Genomic DNA, 18,484 nt, shown 5'->3' on the forward strand with positions numbered 1-18,484 from the left:
TGGGAGAGTAGGTCGCCGCCGGCATAATAATCTTGTTTGTGGGTCGTGGTTGCCTTGCCCCTTGTGTGGGGTTGGGTGCTGCGGCCCACTTTTTGTTACCCACGAGTAAACGGGATTAAATAGGGGTTGGTCTGCTCGGTAGCGGAAGGCGGGCTTACCGGTGTCTTGAGGCTTAAGGGGGCAAAGGGTGTCCGGGTTAATGGACACAGGCGTGTCCGCTTAGAGGATCGCCCGGTTGGCACCTTTCGCTGCTTACCTCAATGTGAGTTACTGACTGCCTTTATGGCTGTCATTGGCGGGTGAATGCGGGGTTAGTTCCTGGGTCTATGGCAGCGGCTGTGGGCTAATTAAAGTTACTGACTGCGTTTATGACAGAAATAGCGCGAAAGATCGCTTGAAAGTGTCATAAACTCATACAGTTTCACGTTTGCAGCCCGTATTTATGCCTGCAGCCTGTACTCACACGTATAGCCTCCAATCGCGTGTACAGCCCGTATTCAAGCGCAGCCCATTCTCGCAAGCAAAGCTCGCAAGCTCATTGTCAACTAGGCCCAACTAGGCCCAACTAGGCCCAACTACGCCCAGCGAGACCCAAACATACGTCGATAGTGCACATGTTACCTTCCGTAGGGCACAAGTTACCCCCGTTAGCGAACGCTGCAATTGTGCCTTTACCAGCACAAATTAGCCAACGCTAAGCCAAGTTCGAAATATGCCCTAAATATTGCGTAATTTCATAACGTATTTACTTGTTAAATAGGGAACCCTAAGCTAATGTTTCACAGGTAATGATTACCTAAGTAAGTGATTGGGTAACGGCGTCTAAGTGGCGTTTGTTTAACAATCCTACTGTGACCGAAGGGATGCCTTTAAGTGGCGCGTTCTAACTCCGGCCGTATTCGCAATATCGTAGTTGCATCTGTTGCGAGCCTTGGACTTGTTCTTGGTGCTTGTTCTACTGATGCCGGTAACGAGGATAAGTCTGCAGCTGCAGGCAACGAGTCTACTATTACCGTTACTGATAATCATGGTGAGCAGACCGTACCTGCCGAGATTGACTCTGTTGTGGCCACGGATAACCGTTCCTTCGAGATGCTCGATCAGTGGGGTATTAAGCTGGCTGCAGCTCCTAAACCGATTATCCCGTTCACGGTTTCCGACTACAAGGACAATCCTGACGTTCAGGACATCGGCAATCACCGCGAGCCGAATCTCGAAATTGTTGCTGCTGCTGACCCGGACCTGATTGTGAACGGTCAGCGTTTCGGCAAGTACTACGATGACCTGAAGAAGCTCGCTCCGAACTCCGCGATTGTGGAGTTTGAGCCGCGCGAGGGCAAGCCGCTGGACGAGGAGCTCAAGCGGCACGCTAAGGGCCTGGGCGCCATCTTCGGTAAGGAGAAGGAAGCCGATCAGCTCATCGCAGACTTTGACAAGGCTCTGGAGCGCGCTCGCAAGGCTTACAACCCGGACGTGAAGGTCATGGCGCTGAACTCGTCGGGCGGCACCCTCGGTTACATTGCTCCGACTGTTGGTCGTACCTTCGGCCCGCTGTTCGACCTGATTGGCATGAAGCCGGCGCTGGAGGTCGACAAGGCCAGCGATGACCACCAGGGTGATGAGATTTCCGCCGAGTCCATCGCTGAGGCAAACCCGGACTTCATCATGGTGCTTGACCGCGATGCTGGCACCTCTGTCCGCGGTACCGATGAGTACCGTTCGGCACAGTCTGTGGTCGAGGAAGCCGCTCCGCTGAAGAACGTGAAGGCAGTCAAGGAGGGCAAGATCTACTACGCCCCAGAGGACACTTACACCAACGAGTCCATCATCACGTACACGGAGATTCTGAACGGGCTTGCCGACGCCTTCGAGCAGGCCTAATAGTTCTCTGACCAGTCACAGGAGTACCTCACCAACTCTATGCAGAAGTTACTGGATTCCCGACTAGCCATCGGGATTGCCTTTGTGGCAGTCCTGGTGGCTATGTCGCTGTTTGTAGGCCAATACGACATCCTGGGCGCCGACGACGGCTGGGAGATGTTCGCCACTACGCGTATACCGCGCACCATTGCACTAGTGCTCTCGGGTGCCGCGATGGCGATGTGTGGCTTGGTCATGCAGCTACTTACGCGCAACAAGTTTGTCGAACCCACCACCACGGGAACCACGGAGTGGGCTGGTCTCGGCCTGATTTTCGTGATGTATTTCTTTCCTTCGGCCTCGATGCTTGGCCGGATGGGCGGGGCAATCATCTTCGCTTTCATCGGCACGGCAGTGTTCTTCCTGTTCTTGCGCCGTGTCGCTTTGAAGTCAAGTCTGGTTGTGCCCATCGTGGGCATCATGTTGGGTGCGGTAGTCAGTTCGATTTCGACTTTCTTTGCGTTACAGACGGACATGCTGCAGTCGCTAGGCGTGTGGTTCGCAGGCTCTTTTACTGCCATTTATAAAGGGCAGTACGAATTCCTGTGGCTGGTCGTCATCGTGGTTGCAATCGTCTTCGTATTCAGCGATCGGTTAACGGTTGCGGGGCTTGGTGAGGACATTGCCACCAACGTCGGTCTGAACTACAAGCGAATCGTGTTCCTGGGAACGGGGCTGATTGCAATCGCAACAGGTTTGGTCACCGTCGTGGTGGGCAACCTCCCATTCCTGGGGCTCATCGTCCCGAATATCGTCTCCATGTTCCGTGGCGATGATCTGCGCTCCAATCTTCCCTGGGTATGCCTGGTGGGCATTGCCATTGTGACGATTGCGGACCTGATTGGCCGCGTCATTATCGCCCCGTTCGAGATTCCGGTATCGGTGATTCTCGGCATCCTGGGTGCTGCCATCTTCGTCTATCTGATTGTGGAGCGGCGTCGTGCTTAATCTCAGTTCAACTCACACGGTGGCCGACCAGGCCGGGCCGCAAACGACGTCGTTTAGCACGGCCGCCGCGGCGCGCAGGTACTGGATTATCATTGCTGCGCTGGCGGGCCTGGCGGTGTTGTTTACGGCGGGCCTGCTTGCGTGGGACAACCCGTTGCCGTTCGGTACGGATGGTTTTTGGCTGATTGCGCGCCGGCGTCTTGATGCCGTAATTGCCATGATCGTGGTTGCCTGCTGCCATGCCGTCGCGACGGTGGCGTTCCAGTCGATTGCGAATAACCGAATTATTACGCCGTCGATTATGGGTTTTGAGGCGCTGTACGTGGCTATCAGTACCGCTGCGGTGTACTTCTTCGGTGCGACGGGGCTGATGAAAGCTGGCTCGGTTGGCGCGTTTGTGCTGCAGCTCGTGCTGATGGTGGGGCTGTCGCTGGTGCTGTATGCGTGGCTGCTGACCGGGCAGGGCGCGGATATGCACAGCATGCTGCTGGTGGGCATTGTCATCGGTGGCGGACTGGCTTCGCTGTCGACGTTCATGCAGCGCATGCTGACGCCTTCGGATTTTGACCTGCTGACGGCGCGGCTGTTCGGCTCTGTCAACAACGCGGACCCGGAGTTTTTCCCGGTGGCGATTCCGCTGGTGATTGCGGCAATCGTGGTGATTGCGCTGCATTCGCGGGCCCTCAATGTCATGTCGTTGGGGCGTGAAGTCGCGACGAATCTGGGCGTGAATTACCAGGTTCGGTCCATCACCGTGCTGGTTGCGGTGTCGGTGCTGATGGCAGTATCGACGGCTATGGTCGGCCCGATGACATTCCTCGGCTTCCTGGTCGCGACCATTGCGTACCAGGCCGCGGATACCTATGACCACCGCTTTGTGCTGCCGATGGCGGCGCTGATTGGCTACGTCACGCTGGCCAGTGCGTATTTCATCCTTAATCACGTTTTCTATGCCCAGGGCGTGGTGTCCATCATCATCGAGCTGGTTGGCGGTTCGATCTTCCTCTATGTCGTTTTGAAGAAGGGACGGCTATGATTCTCCTCGACAGTGTAAGCAAGAGCTATACCAGCGAGGTGTCAATTGGCCCCGTTGACCTGGAAATTCCAACCAACGCGATCACGGCTCTAATCGGTCCGAACGGCGCGGGCAAGTCCACGCTCTTGACTATGATTGGCCGCCTCCTTGCCGTCGATTCCGGTGACATCAACGTCGGTCCATACAACGTGGGCAAGACCAAGTCGAAGGATCTGGCGAAGGTGCTGTCGATTCTGCGCCAGGACAACCACTTCGTCACGCGTCTCACCGTGCGCCAGCTGGTCAGTTTCGGCCGCTTCCCGTACAGCCAGGGGCGCCTGACCGCTGAGGACGAGCGCATCATCTCCCAGTACATCGAGTTCCTCAATCTTGAGGCGCTCCAGGGCCGCTACCTCGACGAGCTCTCCGGTGGGCAGCGTCAGCGCGCGTATGTCGCAATGGTGCTCTGCCAGGAGACGGATTACGTGCTTCTCGACGAGCCGTTGAACAACCTGGATATTTCTCATTCGGTCGACATCATGTCGTACCTGCGCACTGCAGTGCGCGAGTTGGGGCGCACCATGGTGGTGGTGTTGCATGACATCAATTTCGCGGCTCGCTACGCCGACTACATCTGTGCGGTCAAGGATGGCCAGATTGTAGAGCACGGCCTTACCGCAGAGCTGATGCGTTCGGAGGTTCTGAGCCCAATCTTCAACACTCAGATTGACATCGTCCAGGGCCCGCACGGCCCGGTCGCCTGCTACGGCTCTTAAGGCAATTCCTGGCCGGACCCACGCAGCCGATACAATCTAGCCTCATGACTATTACTGCTGCCGTTGACGGTTCCGCCCTGCACAACCCCGGACCTGCCGGGTGGTGCTGGTATATCGACGACAGCTGCTGGGCCGCCGGCGGATGGAAAGAGGGAACCAACAACCGCGGGGAGCTCACCGCTCTTGCCGAGCTGCTCCGCGCCACCGCTCACATCCCCGATGAGCCACTGTTCGTCCTGTGCGATTCGCAGTACGTGATTAACTCCGTTACCAAGTGGATGCCGGGATGGAAGCGCAAGGGCTGGAAGAAGCGCGACGGCAAACCCGTCCTCAACGTGGACATCTTGCAGGACATCGACAAGCTGCTCATTGGTCGCAACATTCATCTCGAATGGGTCAAGGGCCACTCTGGCCACGACATGAACGAAGCTGCAGATCAGCGCGCCCGAGCCGCCGCCACCGCGTATCAGAAGGGCACCGCAGTGCCCGAGGGGCCAGGTTTCGCTGGTGCGGGGAGTCGCGGGCAGACGAATGCAGCACAGACGAATGCAGCGCCGACAAAAACCACGCCCGCCACGCCTTCTTCCGACTCCAAGGCACCCAAGACCGCAACCTTCGAGCAAGAAGGCCTCTTTGACCTCGCTGCCGACACCACCGTGACACCCGAGGACGCAGCCAAGGAAGCGCTCACTGTTTTCCGCCGGGCCGCACATCGCGCTGAGCAGGGTAATGCCCGCGCCCTCAAGGCATTGCTTAACGACGCCCTGGGCGCCAACCTCGCCGTGCCAGACGGGCTTTCGGATGCCGAGCATGAGCTCCGCGTCGAGGGAACCACCGCTACTGCGCAGTTCACTACAGACGACTGGGTTGGCCTGGCTGTCTGGGATTTGTCCCAGGCAGTGGGGAAAGCCACAGGTTCTGCGCGTTTGTTGGGCTGGAATGTAGGCAGGTCTTAGCAGTAGTATGAAAGTTTGGTCTTTTAGGTAGACCACCAGGCAATCCGGGGTTACTGGTAGCCTAAAAACACATAAATTCTTTTACTCATTACATATAAGGAGCTCCGACTTCATGGCTGAGCACGAAGGTCCTCGTTCCGGCGAAGGCCGAGGAAATCGCGGAAACCGCGGGTCTAACCGTTCCCATGGTCGTGGCGAGGGCGGCTTTAACGGGCGCAACCGCAACGATCGTCGTGGACAGGGCGGTGGCCCAGGTGGTCGTGGCCGTGGTGGTCACGGTGGTCATGGCGGTAACCGCGATTCCCGTGGTTCGCGGGGCTTCCGTCGTGATGATCGCGACGATCGTGACTTTAACCGCGGTGACCGCAATGAGCGCGGTGGTCGTGGCGGTCGTGGTTACAACCGCAACAATCGCGATGATCGTAATGAGCGTTTTAACCGCGATGACCGTGGTGGTCGCGGTGGCCGCGGTTACGACCGCAATGATCGTAACGAGCGCAACGACCGGGGCGACCGCAATGATCGTCGCGGCCCGGGCGGGCGCGGTGGCCAGGGAGGTCGCAACTTCGACCGTCGTGGTGGCAAGCCACGTCGCTCCAACCGTGGTGGCCGCTTCCAGGATGAGAAGCGTACGCACCGCACCGGTCCGCAGCGCCCAGGCTTCCGCGAGGAGCGCATTGAGGCCCGCAAGAACGAGCCGAAGCTGCCAGATGACATTCGCGCAGACGAGCTCGACCCGAGTGTGCGCCAGGATCTGAAGAGCCTGGCTAAGGACAACGCCGACAAGGTCGCTCGTCACATGATCATGTCCGCAATCCTGATGGCTGAAGACCCGCAGCGTGCCCTGGAGCACGCCCGCGCAGCGAAGGACCGCGCAGGTCGCGTCGGTGTCGTTCGTGAGACCGCTGGTGTTGCCGCCTACCACGCAGGTGAGTGGAAGGAAGCCCTGGCTGAGCTGCGTGCGGCTCGCCGCATCTCCGGTGGCCCGGGCATGCTCGCGGTCATGGCGGACTGTGAGCGCGGCCTCGGCCGCCCAGAGAAGGCCATCGAGCTGGCTCGCTCCGAGGAAGCCAAGCAGCTGGACAACGAGTCCAAGACTGAGCTGGCTATCGTCGCCGCAGGTGCTCGCCGTGATATGGGCCAGATCGATGAGGCTCTGGTCGAGCTGGAGACCCAGGATCTGAACCCGGACCGCGAGGACTTCGAAGCAGCTCGTCTGTTCTACGCCTACGCCGATGCGCTGGCGGAGGCCGGTCGTAAAGACGATGCCAAGGTGTGGTTTACCCGCTGCGCCAAGATCGATGTGGACCAGATGCTCGATGCTCGCGAGCGCATCGAAGAGCTGAGCAAGTAATCAGCCCAGCTGCCCGGCTCGCAAAACCAGTCACCGCTGGCGCAATCGGGCTGCGCATCTACAATTCGTCGTAAAGCGTTCCCATTTCGTAACGTTCCCATTTCGTAAAAGGAGAAATGAACCCACATGGCTTCTGTCGCTTCTTCCTATGATGCCGCTCTGCTGGATCTGGATGGCACGATTTACGAGGGCGGCGCGGCGATTCCGAACGCGCTGGAGGGGCTGACTGAGGCGGCGCTGCCGATGGTGTTTATTACGAACAACGCCTCGCGCGCGCCGCAGACCGTGGCAGATCAGCTCAATGGGTTGGGCTATGACGTTCACGCGGCCGATGTGATGACGTCGGCACAGGCGGCCATTGAGATGGCGGCGGAGGTCATTGAGCCGGGTTCGAACGTTTTTGTGTTGGGTGCGGAGTCGTTTAAGCAGTTGGCTCGTGAGGCGGGGTACAACCTCGTGGATTCCGCTGATGACAACCCTGCAGCGGTGTTCCAGGGGCTCAACCGTGAGATGACGTGGAAGCAGATGTCGGAGGCGGCGCTGGCGGTGTCGCGAGGTGCGCGCTTCCTGGTGTCGAATTTGGATACGACGTTGCCGTCGGAGCGCGGTTTCCTGGTTGGTAATGGTTCGGTCGCTGCGGCGATTTCTACGACCACGGGCGTGGCGCCGCTGTCGGCGGGTAAGCCGAAGCCGCCGATGTTTATTAAGGCGGCGGAGCGTGTGGGCGCGAAGAATCCGCTGGCGATTGGGGATCGCCTCGACACCGACATCGCGGGCGGAAATGCGGCAAAGATGGACACGTTTATGGTGGTCACAGGCGTTTCCACGCATATGGATGTCGTTGCGGCGCCGCCTGAGCACCGCCCGACGCTCATCGGTGCTGACATGACTGCGCTGAATCGTGAGCTGGATCAGGCACGTCCGGCTCCGCAGGCTGGTTTCACCGCGCGTTACGACGACGCGGAGGCCGGTGTCATCGTTCTTTCTGGCGGTGACATGGAAGATCTTCGGTTGGTGAACCCGGCGGAGGCCGCGGTGGCGGCTCTGCTGACGGTCGTAGATGTGGTGTGGAACTCTGAGGCTGGTCGTGCTGGCGCAGTCGAGGTCGCGCAGGTCCGCGCGGAGGGCCCGGCTGCTGAGGCGGCGCTGGCTGCCTGGCGGAAGTGATAGCCGATGAGTGAGGTTGCACCGAAGCCGGGGCAGGGGCTGGGGCAGGGCGCTGGTCCTGTGCCGGGGCCGAAACCCGGCCCTGCATCTGTACCGAGCCCTGCGCCTAGCCCGGCGGCGATGCCCGGCGCGCGTGAGGTAACTCCGGAGGACGTCCGCGAGCAGGTGGCGGCCGCACTGTCAGCACCTGCCCCGACGCCGCAGGAGAGAGTCGCGCAGTTTGAGCGGGCGCATGAGATTTTGTATGAGGCCCTGGGCTCGTCACGCAGGGAAGGAAAGTGAACGCGGTGGCAAAGAAAGCTCCTAAGCGCAGGCTCGATGCGGAGCTGGTGCGAAGGAAGATTGCTCGCTCCCGTGAGGCGGCAGTGGACATGATTAAAGCCGGCCGAGTTGAGGTCGGTGGTTTTGTCGCCTCTAAGCCCGCGACTGCGGTGACGGGGGACGTGTCCATTCGCGTCAGTGGTCTGGAAGAAGACGAGAACTGGGCGTCGCGCGGGGCTCACAAGCTGCTCGGCGCACTGGAGGCTTTCGAGCCGCAGGGCCTGGACTTGAAGGGCCGGAAGGTGTTGGATGCCGGTGCCTCCACGGGCGGCTTCACCGATGTGTGCCTGCGCCGCGATGTCGAGACCGTCTACGCCGTCGATGTCGGTTACGGTCAGTTGATTTGGCGCTTGCAGGATGACCCGCGGGTGGTTGTGCTCGACCGTACTAACGTCCGCACGTTGACGCCGGAGATTCTCGGTGGCACGGCCGATGTCATGGTTGGCGACCTGTCGTTTATTTCTTTGAAGCTGGTCCTGCCAGCGATTGTTTCCTGCCTCGACGAGGGCGCTGACCTGCTGCCAATGGTCAAGCCGCAGTTCGAGGTGGGCAAGGAGCGCCTTGGCTCCGGTGGTGTCGTGCGCAGCGATGCACTGCGTCAGGAAGTTGTCCAGGAAGTCGCCGAATACGCCCGCACTCTGGGGCTGTCCTTCCGCGCAGCCGTGGCCAGCCCGCTGCCGGGTCCGAGCGGCAACGTGGAGTTCTTCCTGTGGCTGGTGAAAGACGGCGGCGCCAGCGATATTGGTGATGAGGCTATGGCTGCGGCCATCGCCAAGGCTGTTGAGGAGGGGCCGCACAATGACTAGCGCGAAGACTCACTCACGGGAAAGCAAGCCCAAGACCAGCGCCGGCAAGCGCGAGATTCTGCTGGTCCCGCACACCGGCCGCAGCGCCAACCTGGAAATGGCCGCCGAGGCTGCCGAGCTGCTAGAGGCCGCGGGTATCGATATCCGCGTGCTGGCCGGTAAGAACCCGGAGGCGCTGGCTGCGCACCCGACGCTCGGCAAGTACCCGCGCTACTGGCATTCCCCGCAGGCGGCGTCGGGATGCGAACTCGTCCTCGTCCTCGGCGGCGACGGCACCTTCCTACGCGCCGCTGACATTGCGCACTCGGCTGACCTGCCGGTGCTCGGCATCAACATGGGGCACGTGGGCTTCCTCGCCGAGTGGGAGCAGGAGTCCATGACGGAGGCAATTAGCCGCGTCATCAAGCGTTCCTGGCGTATTGAAGACCGCATGACCATCCGCGTCACCGTCCGTGACACCACCGGCCGCGTCATTGGCTCGGGCTGGGCGCTGAACGAAGTCAGCATCGAAAATGTCAACCGCCGTGGCGTGCTGGACGTCATCTTGGAAGTCGATGGTCGCCCGGTGAGTTCCTACGGTTGCGATGGTGTGCTAATTTCCACGCCGACCGGCTCCACCGCGTACGCCTTCTCCGCAGGTGGTCCCGTACTCTGGCCGGAGCTCGACGCTATGCTCGTCGTGCCCAACAACGCCCACGCGCTGTTCTCCCGCCCGCTGGTGATCTCTCCGCATTCGACTATCGCGATTGAGACCAACCACGACACCGCCGAGGCAGTCGCGGTGCTCGACGGCTTCCGCAACATCACCATGCCGCCGGGTAGCCGCATCGAAATCGAGCGCGGCGCGCAGCCGGTGCGTTGGGTGCGTCTGGACGATCAGCCGTTCGCCGATCGTCTGGTGCACAAGTTCCGCTTGCCGACGTCCGGGTGGCGCGGCCCCGCCGAGGCCCAATAGCCCCTAAACACGGCAGACAAGAGCCGTCACGAGACTCCACAACCGGGACCGTGCCCGCGGCCCCCAACTTCAAGGGAAGGACTGAATGCAGGCGCCATGCTGACTGAGATTTCCATCCGCGACCTCGGCGTTATCCCGGACGCGACGCTTGAATTCAGCCCAGGTCTGACCGTACTCACAGGCGAAACTGGCGCGGGTAAGACCATGGTGGTCACAAGCCTCAAGTTGCTCTGTGGCGCGCGTGCCGACGCCGGCCGCGTGCGCACCGGCGCAGACAAGGCCCTGGTGGAAGGCCGCGTGTCCACCGAACACCTCTCGGAGGAAGAGTCAGCCACTATCGATGCTGTGGTTTCTGAGCTCGGTGGCGAGCGCGATGAAAATGATGAGTATCTGCTTGCCCGTCAGGTCTCCGCGAAGGGGCGCTCCCGGGCGTGGGTTGGTGGCCGCAGTGCGTCGGCTGCGGCATTGGCGGATGTCTCCACCCGTCTGATTGCCATTCATGGCCAGAACGATCAGCTGCGCCTGCAAAGCGCCGATGAGCAGCGTGCGGCCATCGACCGCATGGATGCCGACACCATCGCACCTACCTTGGAAACTTACCGGCAGCAACGCGCACACTGGCGCACCCTGGTCAAAGAACTGGAAGAGAAGACCTCTAAGCGCCGCGAGTTGGCCATGCGTGCCGACCAACTCAGCTTCGCCATCGAAGAAATCGACGCAGTCTCGCCCGAACCAGATGAGGACCAGGACCTGGCCTCCCAGATTCGCCGTATGCAAGATCTGGATGGTCTCCGCGACGCGGCGGCCGTGGCGCTTGCCGCCATTGACGGTGCCGCTGCCGTGAGCACTACCGGTATGGATGCTGCCACCGAGGACTCCGGTGCCGCTGAACTCCTCGGTGCCGCAGCAAACGAGCTCGCCGCCGCAGATGACGAGGAACTCACCGAGTTTTCCAACCAGCTCAATGAGCTGACCAGCCAGCTCTCCGAGATCTCTGCTGGTCTCGGTGTGTTTCTCTCCGGCCTGCCGGAGGAAACCGAATCCCTGGACAAGCTCATGCAGCGCCAGGTGGAGATCAAGAATCTCACCCGTAAGTACGCCCCGGACATCGCAGGTGTGCTGGCTTGGCGGGACAAGGCGGAGCGCAAGCTCGCCACGCTGGATGTCTCCGGCGAGGCGCTGGACAAACTCACCGCGGAAATCAAGACCGCGGAGAAGAAGCTCAGCACCACCGCGCGAAAGCTCTCCAAAGCCCGTGCAAAGGCCGCAAAGCACCTGGAACAGGCCGTGACAAAGGAACTCAAGGGCCTGGCCATGCCCCACACATCGCTGGTGGTCGAGATCACCAAGGCCGACACCTTTGGCCCCGCTGGCGTGGACAACATTGAGTTCAAGCTCCGCGCCCACGAGGGTGCCGAGCCACGCCCGCTGGCTTCCTCCGCATCCGGAGGTGAGCTCTCCCGCATCATGCTGGCATTGGAAGTTGTCCTCGCCGAAGGACAGGCCGGACACACGATGGTTTTCGATGAGGTCGATGCCGGTGTTGGTGGGCGCGCGGCTGTGGAGATTGGCAAGCGCCTGAAGCAGTTGGCGGTGAATAACCAGGTGATCGTCGTCACGCACTTGCCTCAGGTGGCGGCGTTTGCGGATACCCACTTGGTGGTCAGCAAGGATGCGCGCTCGGGTGCGGTGTCGTCGAAGGTGACGAGCCTGGGCGATGAGGAGCGGATTGACGAGCTCGCGCGGATGATGGCGGGCTTGGACGATTCGGACTCCGGACGTGCGCACGCGCAAGATCTTCTGGATCAAGCTCGGCGCGCCTTCTCGGCCAAGTAGCTGCACTTATGTTTCACTAAGTGCCATGAGTCTGTTCTCTCGGAACGAAAAAGATCTTCCTGGCATTTCGGGGACTGTGCGTGATGGTTCCCGCCTGGATCGTGCGCTCAAGCGCATGGGCGAAGGCGACATCGTGGTGATCGATGCGCCGGATATCTCGCGTCCACTGGCACAGCAGTTGATTGATGCCAAGGTCGCCGCAGTGGTGAACACCGGCGCGTTTACCACGGGTTTTGTGCCGAATTACGGCCCGCAGATGATGCGCGACGCCGACATTGAAATGGTGCAGAACGTCGGCGACGAGGTCTTTGAGAAGCTCAAGGACGGCAAGAACGGCAGGCTTGACGACGGCAAGCTCTACCACGGTGACCGCCTGATTGGGCAGGGCGACGAGGTCGACCAGGACGAGCTCGAGCGCGCCTTCGATGAGGGGCGCACCAGTATGGTCGACCGCCTGGAGGCGCTCTCCGGCAACTTGGTGGAGTTCGCCAAGACCGAGTCTCCGCTCTACATCGATGGCTTGGGCATTCCGGACGAGACAGAGCCACTGCACGGCCGCAAGGTCGTTGTGGTCAGCCCCGGTGAGGGACACCGCAAGACACTGGAAGATCTGAAGAATTTCATCCGCGAGTACGAACCGCTGCTGATTGGCGTCGATGCAGGCGCCGACACGCTCTTCGACCTGAAGTACGAGCCGGACTACATCATCGGCGATCCGGAGAACATCAACTCCGAGGCACTGCGGTCCGCTGGTTGCGTGATTCTGCCTGCCGACCCGGACGGTCACGCGGTGGGCCTGGAGCGCATCCAGGACCTCGGCATTGGTGCCATGACCTTCCCGGCGCTGTCCGATTCCGCCACTGACCTGGCGCTGGTCTTCGCCGCGCATCACGACGCCGACATGGTCGTCTCCGTCGGCGCCCCGCAGAACATCGACAGCATCTACCACGCTGAGAATCAAAGCGGTGTGCCGTCGGCGTTGCTGTCGCGTTTGAAGGTCGGGGAGAAGCTTGTCGACGGTCGCATGGTCGCCGACCTCTACCAGGTCAATAGCCGTGGTTTCGGTGTGGCCTGGGCAATCCTGGCTATCTTTGTCGCCGTTGCGGTGATCTTCGCTATCGCTGGTACCTCCGGCGATGGTTCTGTCAGCGAGAATCTGATTGATACCTGGAACTCCATTGCACTGTGGTTCCAGGGGCTGTTTAAGTAGTCTTTCGTAGGTAGGGAGTAGGACGGGCGATGGCGAAGAAGCGCAGGAGCGGGAAGTTTACAGCCGGTGTGACAGGTGCTGCCCTCGGTGTTGCGGCAGGCGCTGCGCTGGGTGCTTATGTGCTCAACCCCGCTGGTGCTGGCATTGATTTTGGCACTGGTGCTGCCTCTGAGCGCGATGCCGCTGTTGCACGTGCCGATGCGCAGCAAGCGCGTGCCGATGAAGCTAACCGCATCATCGAGCCCATCATCGGGGAGATTGTCAAGGACTCTTTGAAGGACGTGCCGGTCCTGGTTATCGCCACTCCTGATGCTACGGATGAGCAGCTTGCAGGGGTTTCCGAGACTCTGCGCGCTGCTGGCGCCCCGGATGCGGGCGTGTTGAAGCTGACCGATAAGTTCCTCTCTTCCGCTGGTGCGGATGAACTGAAGGACACGGTTTCTACCTCGCTGCCGGCTGATGTGCAGCTGGATCCGGAGCGCCGTGAGCCGGGCCGACAGGCTGGCCAGGCGCTGGCTCCGGTGTTGGAGCTGGATAAGGATGGGGGAGAGCGAGCTTCCGCTGCTGACCGGAAGCTACTGCTGGAGGCCCTGAAGGGCGCCGGCTTTGTCGAGTATGAAGAGGGGACCCTGCGCCCGGCTGCTGGCATCGTGATTGTTGGTAATCACGGCACGGTCTCGCGCGCTGCGATTGACAAGGGCGAGGACCCGGAGTTCGGTGCGGGCCTAGTAGCGGATCTTGCCGTTGCGCTTGCTGAGGGCTTTGGTGCTGGTGACGATGCTGCTGGTCACGTAGTGGTGGGGACTGACGGTTATGGACGCGAAGGCGTCAGCGCTCTACCGGACGAGCGCTGGGGCGCCGACCCTGTCGTGAAGCGTGTAGACGCTGTGTCGGATGCGGCGGGGCAGGTCGGGGTTGTTGGGGACTTGAAAAGGTAAAAACACATGGAAGTTAGTCGGGAAACAGTAGAGCAGCTTTTCAAGTTCTCTTCTGACAGAAAGTGGGAGGTTTTTCATACTCCTGAGAATCTTGCTAAAGCGATCTCAATTGAGTCTGCTGAGTTGCTCGAACTTTTTCAATGGGACGCAGAATACGAAAAAGCCGATCTCGAGGATGAGCTTGCAGATGTGCTGAGCTACTGCCTTTTACTGGCTCGTAGGGCTGAAATCGATCCTAATGAGGCGATTGCGAAGAAAATCGCCTTAAATGAAGTGCGCTATCCGCGTAGTAAAAGCACGGGAAGTTCGCTTAAGCACGACAGGTTGTAACGTGAGCAAGAGAAAACTGCTTCCAGCCCCAAGGGCATTTGTTGAGCGAGTCGACTACGCAAGTAGTGGCATCGACGAGCTAAAAGGCAAAGACATTCCTTACCGCCGTTTTATTATTGACTACCCTACGGTCTACATCATTTCATTGCGGGACAACAAGGGATCCTATCGAGTCTATGTGGGGGAAACGAACTCGATTGTCCAGCGAACGACCCAACATCTCGAGGGGGATACAAAGGCATCTAACTCCAAGCGAAATCTCTGGATTGATTTACGTGATGGCGCTGGGACCCAGATGTACGTGATTGGGCACTCTCTATTTAATAAGTCGTTGACTCTGGATATTGAGAATCGACTTATGCAGTACTTGCCTAGCAACGAATCGGTGAAGTCTGCCAGTGAGACCAGTGTTGCTACTGAGAATGCGCGAACAAATGCGCAAGGTGATTACTTCACCAAAGAGCATTTAGACAAATCTTTCACCCAGATTTGGTCTAAACTACATGCGCTGGATCAACAGCTATTTCCAGCTGAACGTATTATCCGCGAATCTGCACTTTTTAAAGCATCACCTTTCCATGAGCTAACTACAGAGCAGTCTGATGCAGAGTTTGAGATAATTAATGCAGTTGTAGATCAAATGCAATCAATCGGCGACTCTAGGCTGATTATGGTCTCAGGCGCTGCTGGAACCGGCAAAACAGTATTGCTTAGCAGCGTTTTTTATGACTTGAATCAAAAGCTCCCAGCTATCGAAGAACATCTTGGGAAATCGACCCTTGACGCGTATATGCTAGTCAACCACGATGAGCAGGTTACTGTTTATCAGCAGGTTGCTGAAAAACTCGGTATTTCGAGTACCAAGAATCTTAAAGTCATGAAGCCGACATCCTTTATCAATCATCGGAATCCTGGGGAAAAGGTAGATGTCGTTCTAATCGACGAAGCTCATTTGCTATGGACGCAAGGAAAACAGTCGTACAGGGGTAAAAATCACCTCAAAGATATTCTCGAACGTGCACATGTAGTGGTAGCAGTATTTGATCCTGACCAGATTCTTGCCGCAAATCAGGTGTGGGAGCCGGCGGATTTGGAATGGATGGAGCAACGAGTCGATAAAAGTATTGATTTAAAGCTTCAGATGAGGATGCTTGCCTCGGAGGATACCATTCAGTGGGTACGCTCTTTTGTCGATGACGGTATTATCCATAAAATTCCGGAGGATAATAAATATAGTATTAAGATTTTCGATGATCCTAACCAGCTTTACGAGTCAATTAAGGACAAAGCGTCGAATGTAGAGGAAGGATTATCTAGGTTAATAGCCACGTATGATTGGCAGTTTTCGAGTGCTCGGCCACCTGCGGAGAATGAACTCTGGCGGGTTCGAGTCGGTGATTTTTCAATGCCATGGAACAATCAAAAGAAGAGTACTGAGAAGAAGACTGCAGGTCTACAGCTGAGCTGGGCAGAGCGCCCACAAACTATTGATGAAATTGGTTCTATTTTTACTATCCAAGGTTTTGACCTGAACTATGCTGGTGTCATTATTGGCCCCTCTGTCAAATATCGTGATGGAAAGATTATCTTTGACCCATCTGAGTCGTGGAACCCAAATGTGAAGAATAAACGAACGTTGAAAGACGGGTCGAAACAGTCCTTCGCTGAAGAACTGTTGAAGAATCAGCTTAATGTCTTACTTACTCGAGGGGTACACGGGCTACATATCTATGCTGTGGATCGCGAGCTTCGTGAAGCGTTGGTTGCTGCCGCATCTGGAATAGCGGATGATTAACCGGGTTTAGTTTCAGTATATTTAATTTTCCAAAAAGTGCAGCGTTTCGCTGTTTCACGTTCTCAATTGTTTCGAAGGATGGACTTCCAGGGCTATTGAATAGGGAATTGAAACTGGGATTATAACCCGCTGTTGAATTGCTATTAGAAGCTGTGATTCGTTTTGGATGTTGGTTTTCGAGAATATTTATTGACCATCTATAATCTCTTATCCAATGAAGTCTTTCATTTCAATGCCCTAGAAAATGTTTTTCGCAGTTCTCCTCTGAGATAGGTAACAGCCTTGGTTGAAATTCTTTCTGTTGCGTACCTTTTCTTTCCAGCGGTTGCTAGGAAAACGTCACAGTCGCTCTCAAATACATATCCTGCACCGCCTCCACCTCCGCAGGCACATCCTCTAGCGCAATTGGTCCCGACACAGCCGTGTCCCAATCAATCTGGGAGTCAGCAAGGAACTCTACCGCCTGCGCAAGATGCCGTGGCTCGTAGTTATGGACACCGGTGATGGTGCGCCAGCCACGGACGAGCCACTCCGGATCGAGGGCATAAGCCGGTGACGTGGCAACACTTCCGGCCAGCACCGCTCGACCACCTATGTCGAGGCTGCCGATGCAGGTAGCGACTCCGAATTCGCTACCGGAGAACTCGAGGGTGATATCGAAAGGCTCTGGTTCGGAATCGGCACCAGCAGCCGACGGGTCGGGCACAACCGCACCCAACTGTCGTGCCCATTCAAGCCGAGTCTGGTTGCGGTCCATGGCCACAACCTCAGCGGCGCCACCAAAAACAGCTGCCTCAACAGCGATGAGGCCGAGCATGCCGATGCCCATAACCAGGACTCGTTTACCTGCAAGGGGTCCAGCCTGTTCCATACAAGCGATCACTGTGGCGCCGGCGCAGGTCGCGATGGAGGCAGCGACATCGGGAAGCGAGTCGGGGACTACTACCACTGGCTGATGGTTGCGCAGCACAATATGGGAAGCATAGGTCCCTGAAAGAGGCCAGTCGCTATCGAAGGCCTCGTGACCAGTCTTTTTCAAATTCCGGCACTTGGCGGTCATGCCGCGTTCACAGCGGTCGCACTCCATGCATGGCGCGGTGACAGAGAACACAACGCGCTGGCCAACCTGCAAATCTGGGTTGCGGGTGGCGCGGACGACTCCGACTCCCTCGTGGCCGAGGACGCTGGGGCACGGTGCGCTGCGGCGACCGAGCACGGTGTGACGGTCGGAGCCACAGATCGTAGCGGTGGTGATTTCCACTAGGGTTTCGCCTTCTTGCAGAGCAGGAATAGGAACTTCCTGCATGCGAAAGTCGCTACCGCCGTGCCAGACAAGTGTCTGGGCCCTTTCCATCGGTGCAGTAGGAGTGGAAGGTGTCGAGGGAGTCGGAGTTGTCATCAGTGTTGTGTACCTATTCGGTCAGATCTACAGTCTGGGTCCTACTCTCCAACAAGGTCCAGCAGGTTCGCGGACGAATCCAGAACGTGGTCGGCACCGAGGGCGTCGAACTGTTCCCGAGTCAGGTGGCCGGTGAGCACACCGACGCTTGTCACGCCAGATTTTTGGGCGGAACGGACATCGGCATCGGTGTCACCGGAGCTAATCACGGCCGCCTCGTCGGTCACACCGAGCTTCTCCATAACAGCCAGGATCTGGTCGGGCTCGGGGCGGCCGTGCTCGACTTCGTCACCGGCGACAACTGTGTCGATGATTCCGTTGTCCCACCCCATGGAGGAGACAATGATATCGACGATTTCGCGCGCAAAGCCCGTCGTCAAGCCGATTTTGATGCCCTTATCGTGGAGGGCGTTCAGCATGTCTTCGACGCCTGGCAGTGGGGTCGGCGGGTTTTCCTTGTACGTGCGAGCAAGCTCGGCGCGGAAGAACTCCCACGCGTGGTTGTGGACCTCTGGGGTCGGCTCGATGCCGCCCTCACGGAGCAGATTGCCAATCGCCCAGAACTTCTCGGTACCCATGTATTGCTGGAAAGTCTCGTCGGAGTAGCGAGCGCCTTCGCGTTCGGTGGCTTCGCGGAGGACGCGGTAGACCTCGTCACGGTCGTCGATGGTGGTGCCAGCCATGTCGAAGATAGCGAGCTGATAAGTCATGGAGATTTTCCTTTTCGGTAGAAGGAGACGGGGACTGGGGGGGGGGGG

General features: G+C 58.5%; 17 protein-coding genes. 15 read left to right on the forward strand and 2 right to left on the reverse strand.

Annotation, left to right across the window (positions count from 1 at the left end):
• Positions 1-873 precede the first annotated feature (873 nt).
• The 15 genes from HMPREF2751_RS03055 (at position 874) to HMPREF2751_RS03125 (ending at position 16,327) form a co-directional block, all read left to right on the forward strand.
• A complete protein-coding gene (locus tag HMPREF2751_RS03055; RefSeq protein WP_070549823.1) occupies positions 874-1,881 on the forward strand; it encodes a siderophore ABC transporter substrate-binding protein in 1,008 nt (335 codons plus the stop codon).
• A 39-nt stretch (positions 1,882-1,920) separates the two neighbouring features.
• Positions 1,921-2,868, forward strand: coding sequence for an ABC transporter permease (locus HMPREF2751_RS03060; RefSeq protein WP_049171656.1), 948 nt, complete (start codon positions 1,921-1,923; stop codon positions 2,866-2,868).
• The gene (locus HMPREF2751_RS03065; protein WP_070595393.1) at positions 2,861-3,904 is read left to right on the forward strand and encodes an iron chelate uptake ABC transporter family permease subunit; all 1,044 of its coding nucleotides are present in this window, start codon (positions 2,861-2,863) and stop codon (positions 3,902-3,904) included. The genes HMPREF2751_RS03060 and HMPREF2751_RS03065 overlap by 8 nt, the downstream gene beginning before the upstream one ends.
• Positions 3,901-4,659: an iron ABC transporter ATP-binding protein gene (locus HMPREF2751_RS03070; protein ID WP_070595394.1), complete on the forward strand. Its 759-nt coding sequence runs from the start codon at positions 3,901-3,903 to the stop codon at positions 4,657-4,659. The genes HMPREF2751_RS03065 and HMPREF2751_RS03070 overlap by 4 nt, the downstream gene beginning before the upstream one ends.
• Positions 4,660-4,703: 44 nt before the next feature.
• On the forward strand, positions 4,704-5,615 hold the full coding sequence (locus tag HMPREF2751_RS03075) for an RNase H family protein (RefSeq protein ID WP_070546196.1): 912 nt from the start codon (positions 4,704-4,706) through the stop codon (positions 5,613-5,615).
• A 112-nt stretch (positions 5,616-5,727) separates the two neighbouring features.
• On the forward strand, positions 5,728-6,969 hold the full coding sequence (locus HMPREF2751_RS03080) for a hypothetical protein (RefSeq protein ID WP_070595397.1): 1,242 nt from the start codon (positions 5,728-5,730) through the stop codon (positions 6,967-6,969).
• A gap of 126 nt (positions 6,970-7,095) precedes the next feature.
• On the forward strand, positions 7,096-8,136 hold the full coding sequence (locus tag HMPREF2751_RS03085) for an HAD-IIA family hydrolase (protein WP_070595399.1): 1,041 nt from the start codon (positions 7,096-7,098) through the stop codon (positions 8,134-8,136).
• A 6-nt stretch (positions 8,137-8,142) separates the two neighbouring features.
• On the forward strand, positions 8,143-8,418 hold the full coding sequence (locus HMPREF2751_RS03090; RefSeq protein ID WP_049189958.1) for a hypothetical protein: 276 nt from the start codon (positions 8,143-8,145) through the stop codon (positions 8,416-8,418).
• A gap of 5 nt (positions 8,419-8,423) precedes the next feature.
• Positions 8,424-9,263 (forward strand): TlyA family RNA methyltransferase, encoded by an 840-nt coding sequence (locus tag HMPREF2751_RS03095; protein WP_049171668.1) that lies wholly within the window; start codon positions 8,424-8,426, stop codon positions 9,261-9,263.
• Positions 9,256-10,218 carry an NAD kinase gene (locus HMPREF2751_RS03100; RefSeq protein ID WP_070595401.1) on the forward strand — a complete coding sequence of 321 codons (963 nt, stop codon included), beginning with the start codon at positions 9,256-9,258 and terminating at the stop codon, positions 10,216-10,218. Before HMPREF2751_RS03095 ends, HMPREF2751_RS03100 begins: the two co-directional genes overlap by 8 nt.
• 96 nt (positions 10,219-10,314) lie before the next feature.
• Complete coding sequence (gene recN, locus HMPREF2751_RS03105; RefSeq protein ID WP_070595403.1) at positions 10,315-12,054, forward strand: DNA repair protein RecN; 1,740 nt, start codon at positions 10,315-10,317, stop codon at positions 12,052-12,054.
• Between the two features lie 25 nt (positions 12,055-12,079).
• A complete protein-coding gene (gene steA / locus HMPREF2751_RS03110; RefSeq protein ID WP_070595407.1) occupies positions 12,080-13,264 on the forward strand; it encodes a putative cytokinetic ring protein SteA in 1,185 nt (394 codons plus the stop codon).
• Between the two features lie 29 nt (positions 13,265-13,293).
• On the forward strand, positions 13,294-14,202 hold the full coding sequence (locus HMPREF2751_RS03115; RefSeq protein WP_070437379.1) for a copper transporter: 909 nt from the start codon (positions 13,294-13,296) through the stop codon (positions 14,200-14,202).
• A 6-nt stretch (positions 14,203-14,208) separates the two neighbouring features.
• Entirely contained in the window at positions 14,209-14,532 is a 324-nt protein-coding gene (locus HMPREF2751_RS03120) for a nucleotide pyrophosphohydrolase (RefSeq protein WP_070437381.1), read from the forward strand.
• A gap of 1 nt (position 14,533) precedes the next feature.
• Positions 14,534-16,327: a DUF2075 domain-containing protein gene (locus tag HMPREF2751_RS03125; protein ID WP_210383668.1), complete on the forward strand. Its 1,794-nt coding sequence runs from the start codon at positions 14,534-14,536 to the stop codon at positions 16,325-16,327.
• Between the two features lie 328 nt (positions 16,328-16,655).
• Here the strand turns inward: HMPREF2751_RS03125 and HMPREF2751_RS03130 are convergent, their stop codons facing one another.
• Together HMPREF2751_RS03130 and HMPREF2751_RS03135 are read right to left on the reverse strand one after the other, a co-directional pair.
• Complete coding sequence (locus HMPREF2751_RS03130; protein ID WP_246823130.1) at positions 16,656-17,633, reverse strand: zinc-binding dehydrogenase; 978 nt, start codon at positions 17,631-17,633, stop codon at positions 16,656-16,658.
• A gap of 134 nt (positions 17,634-17,767) precedes the next feature.
• Entirely contained in the window at positions 17,768-18,436 is a 669-nt protein-coding gene (locus HMPREF2751_RS03135) for an HAD hydrolase-like protein (protein WP_070437385.1), read from the reverse strand.
• Between the last annotated feature and the right edge of the window lie 48 nt (positions 18,437-18,484).

The organism is Corynebacterium sp. HMSC063G05, from assembly GCF_001810555.1.
In the GTDB taxonomy this organism is placed as follows: Bacteria; Actinomycetota; Actinomycetes; order Mycobacteriales; family Mycobacteriaceae; genus Corynebacterium; species Corynebacterium jeikeium_D.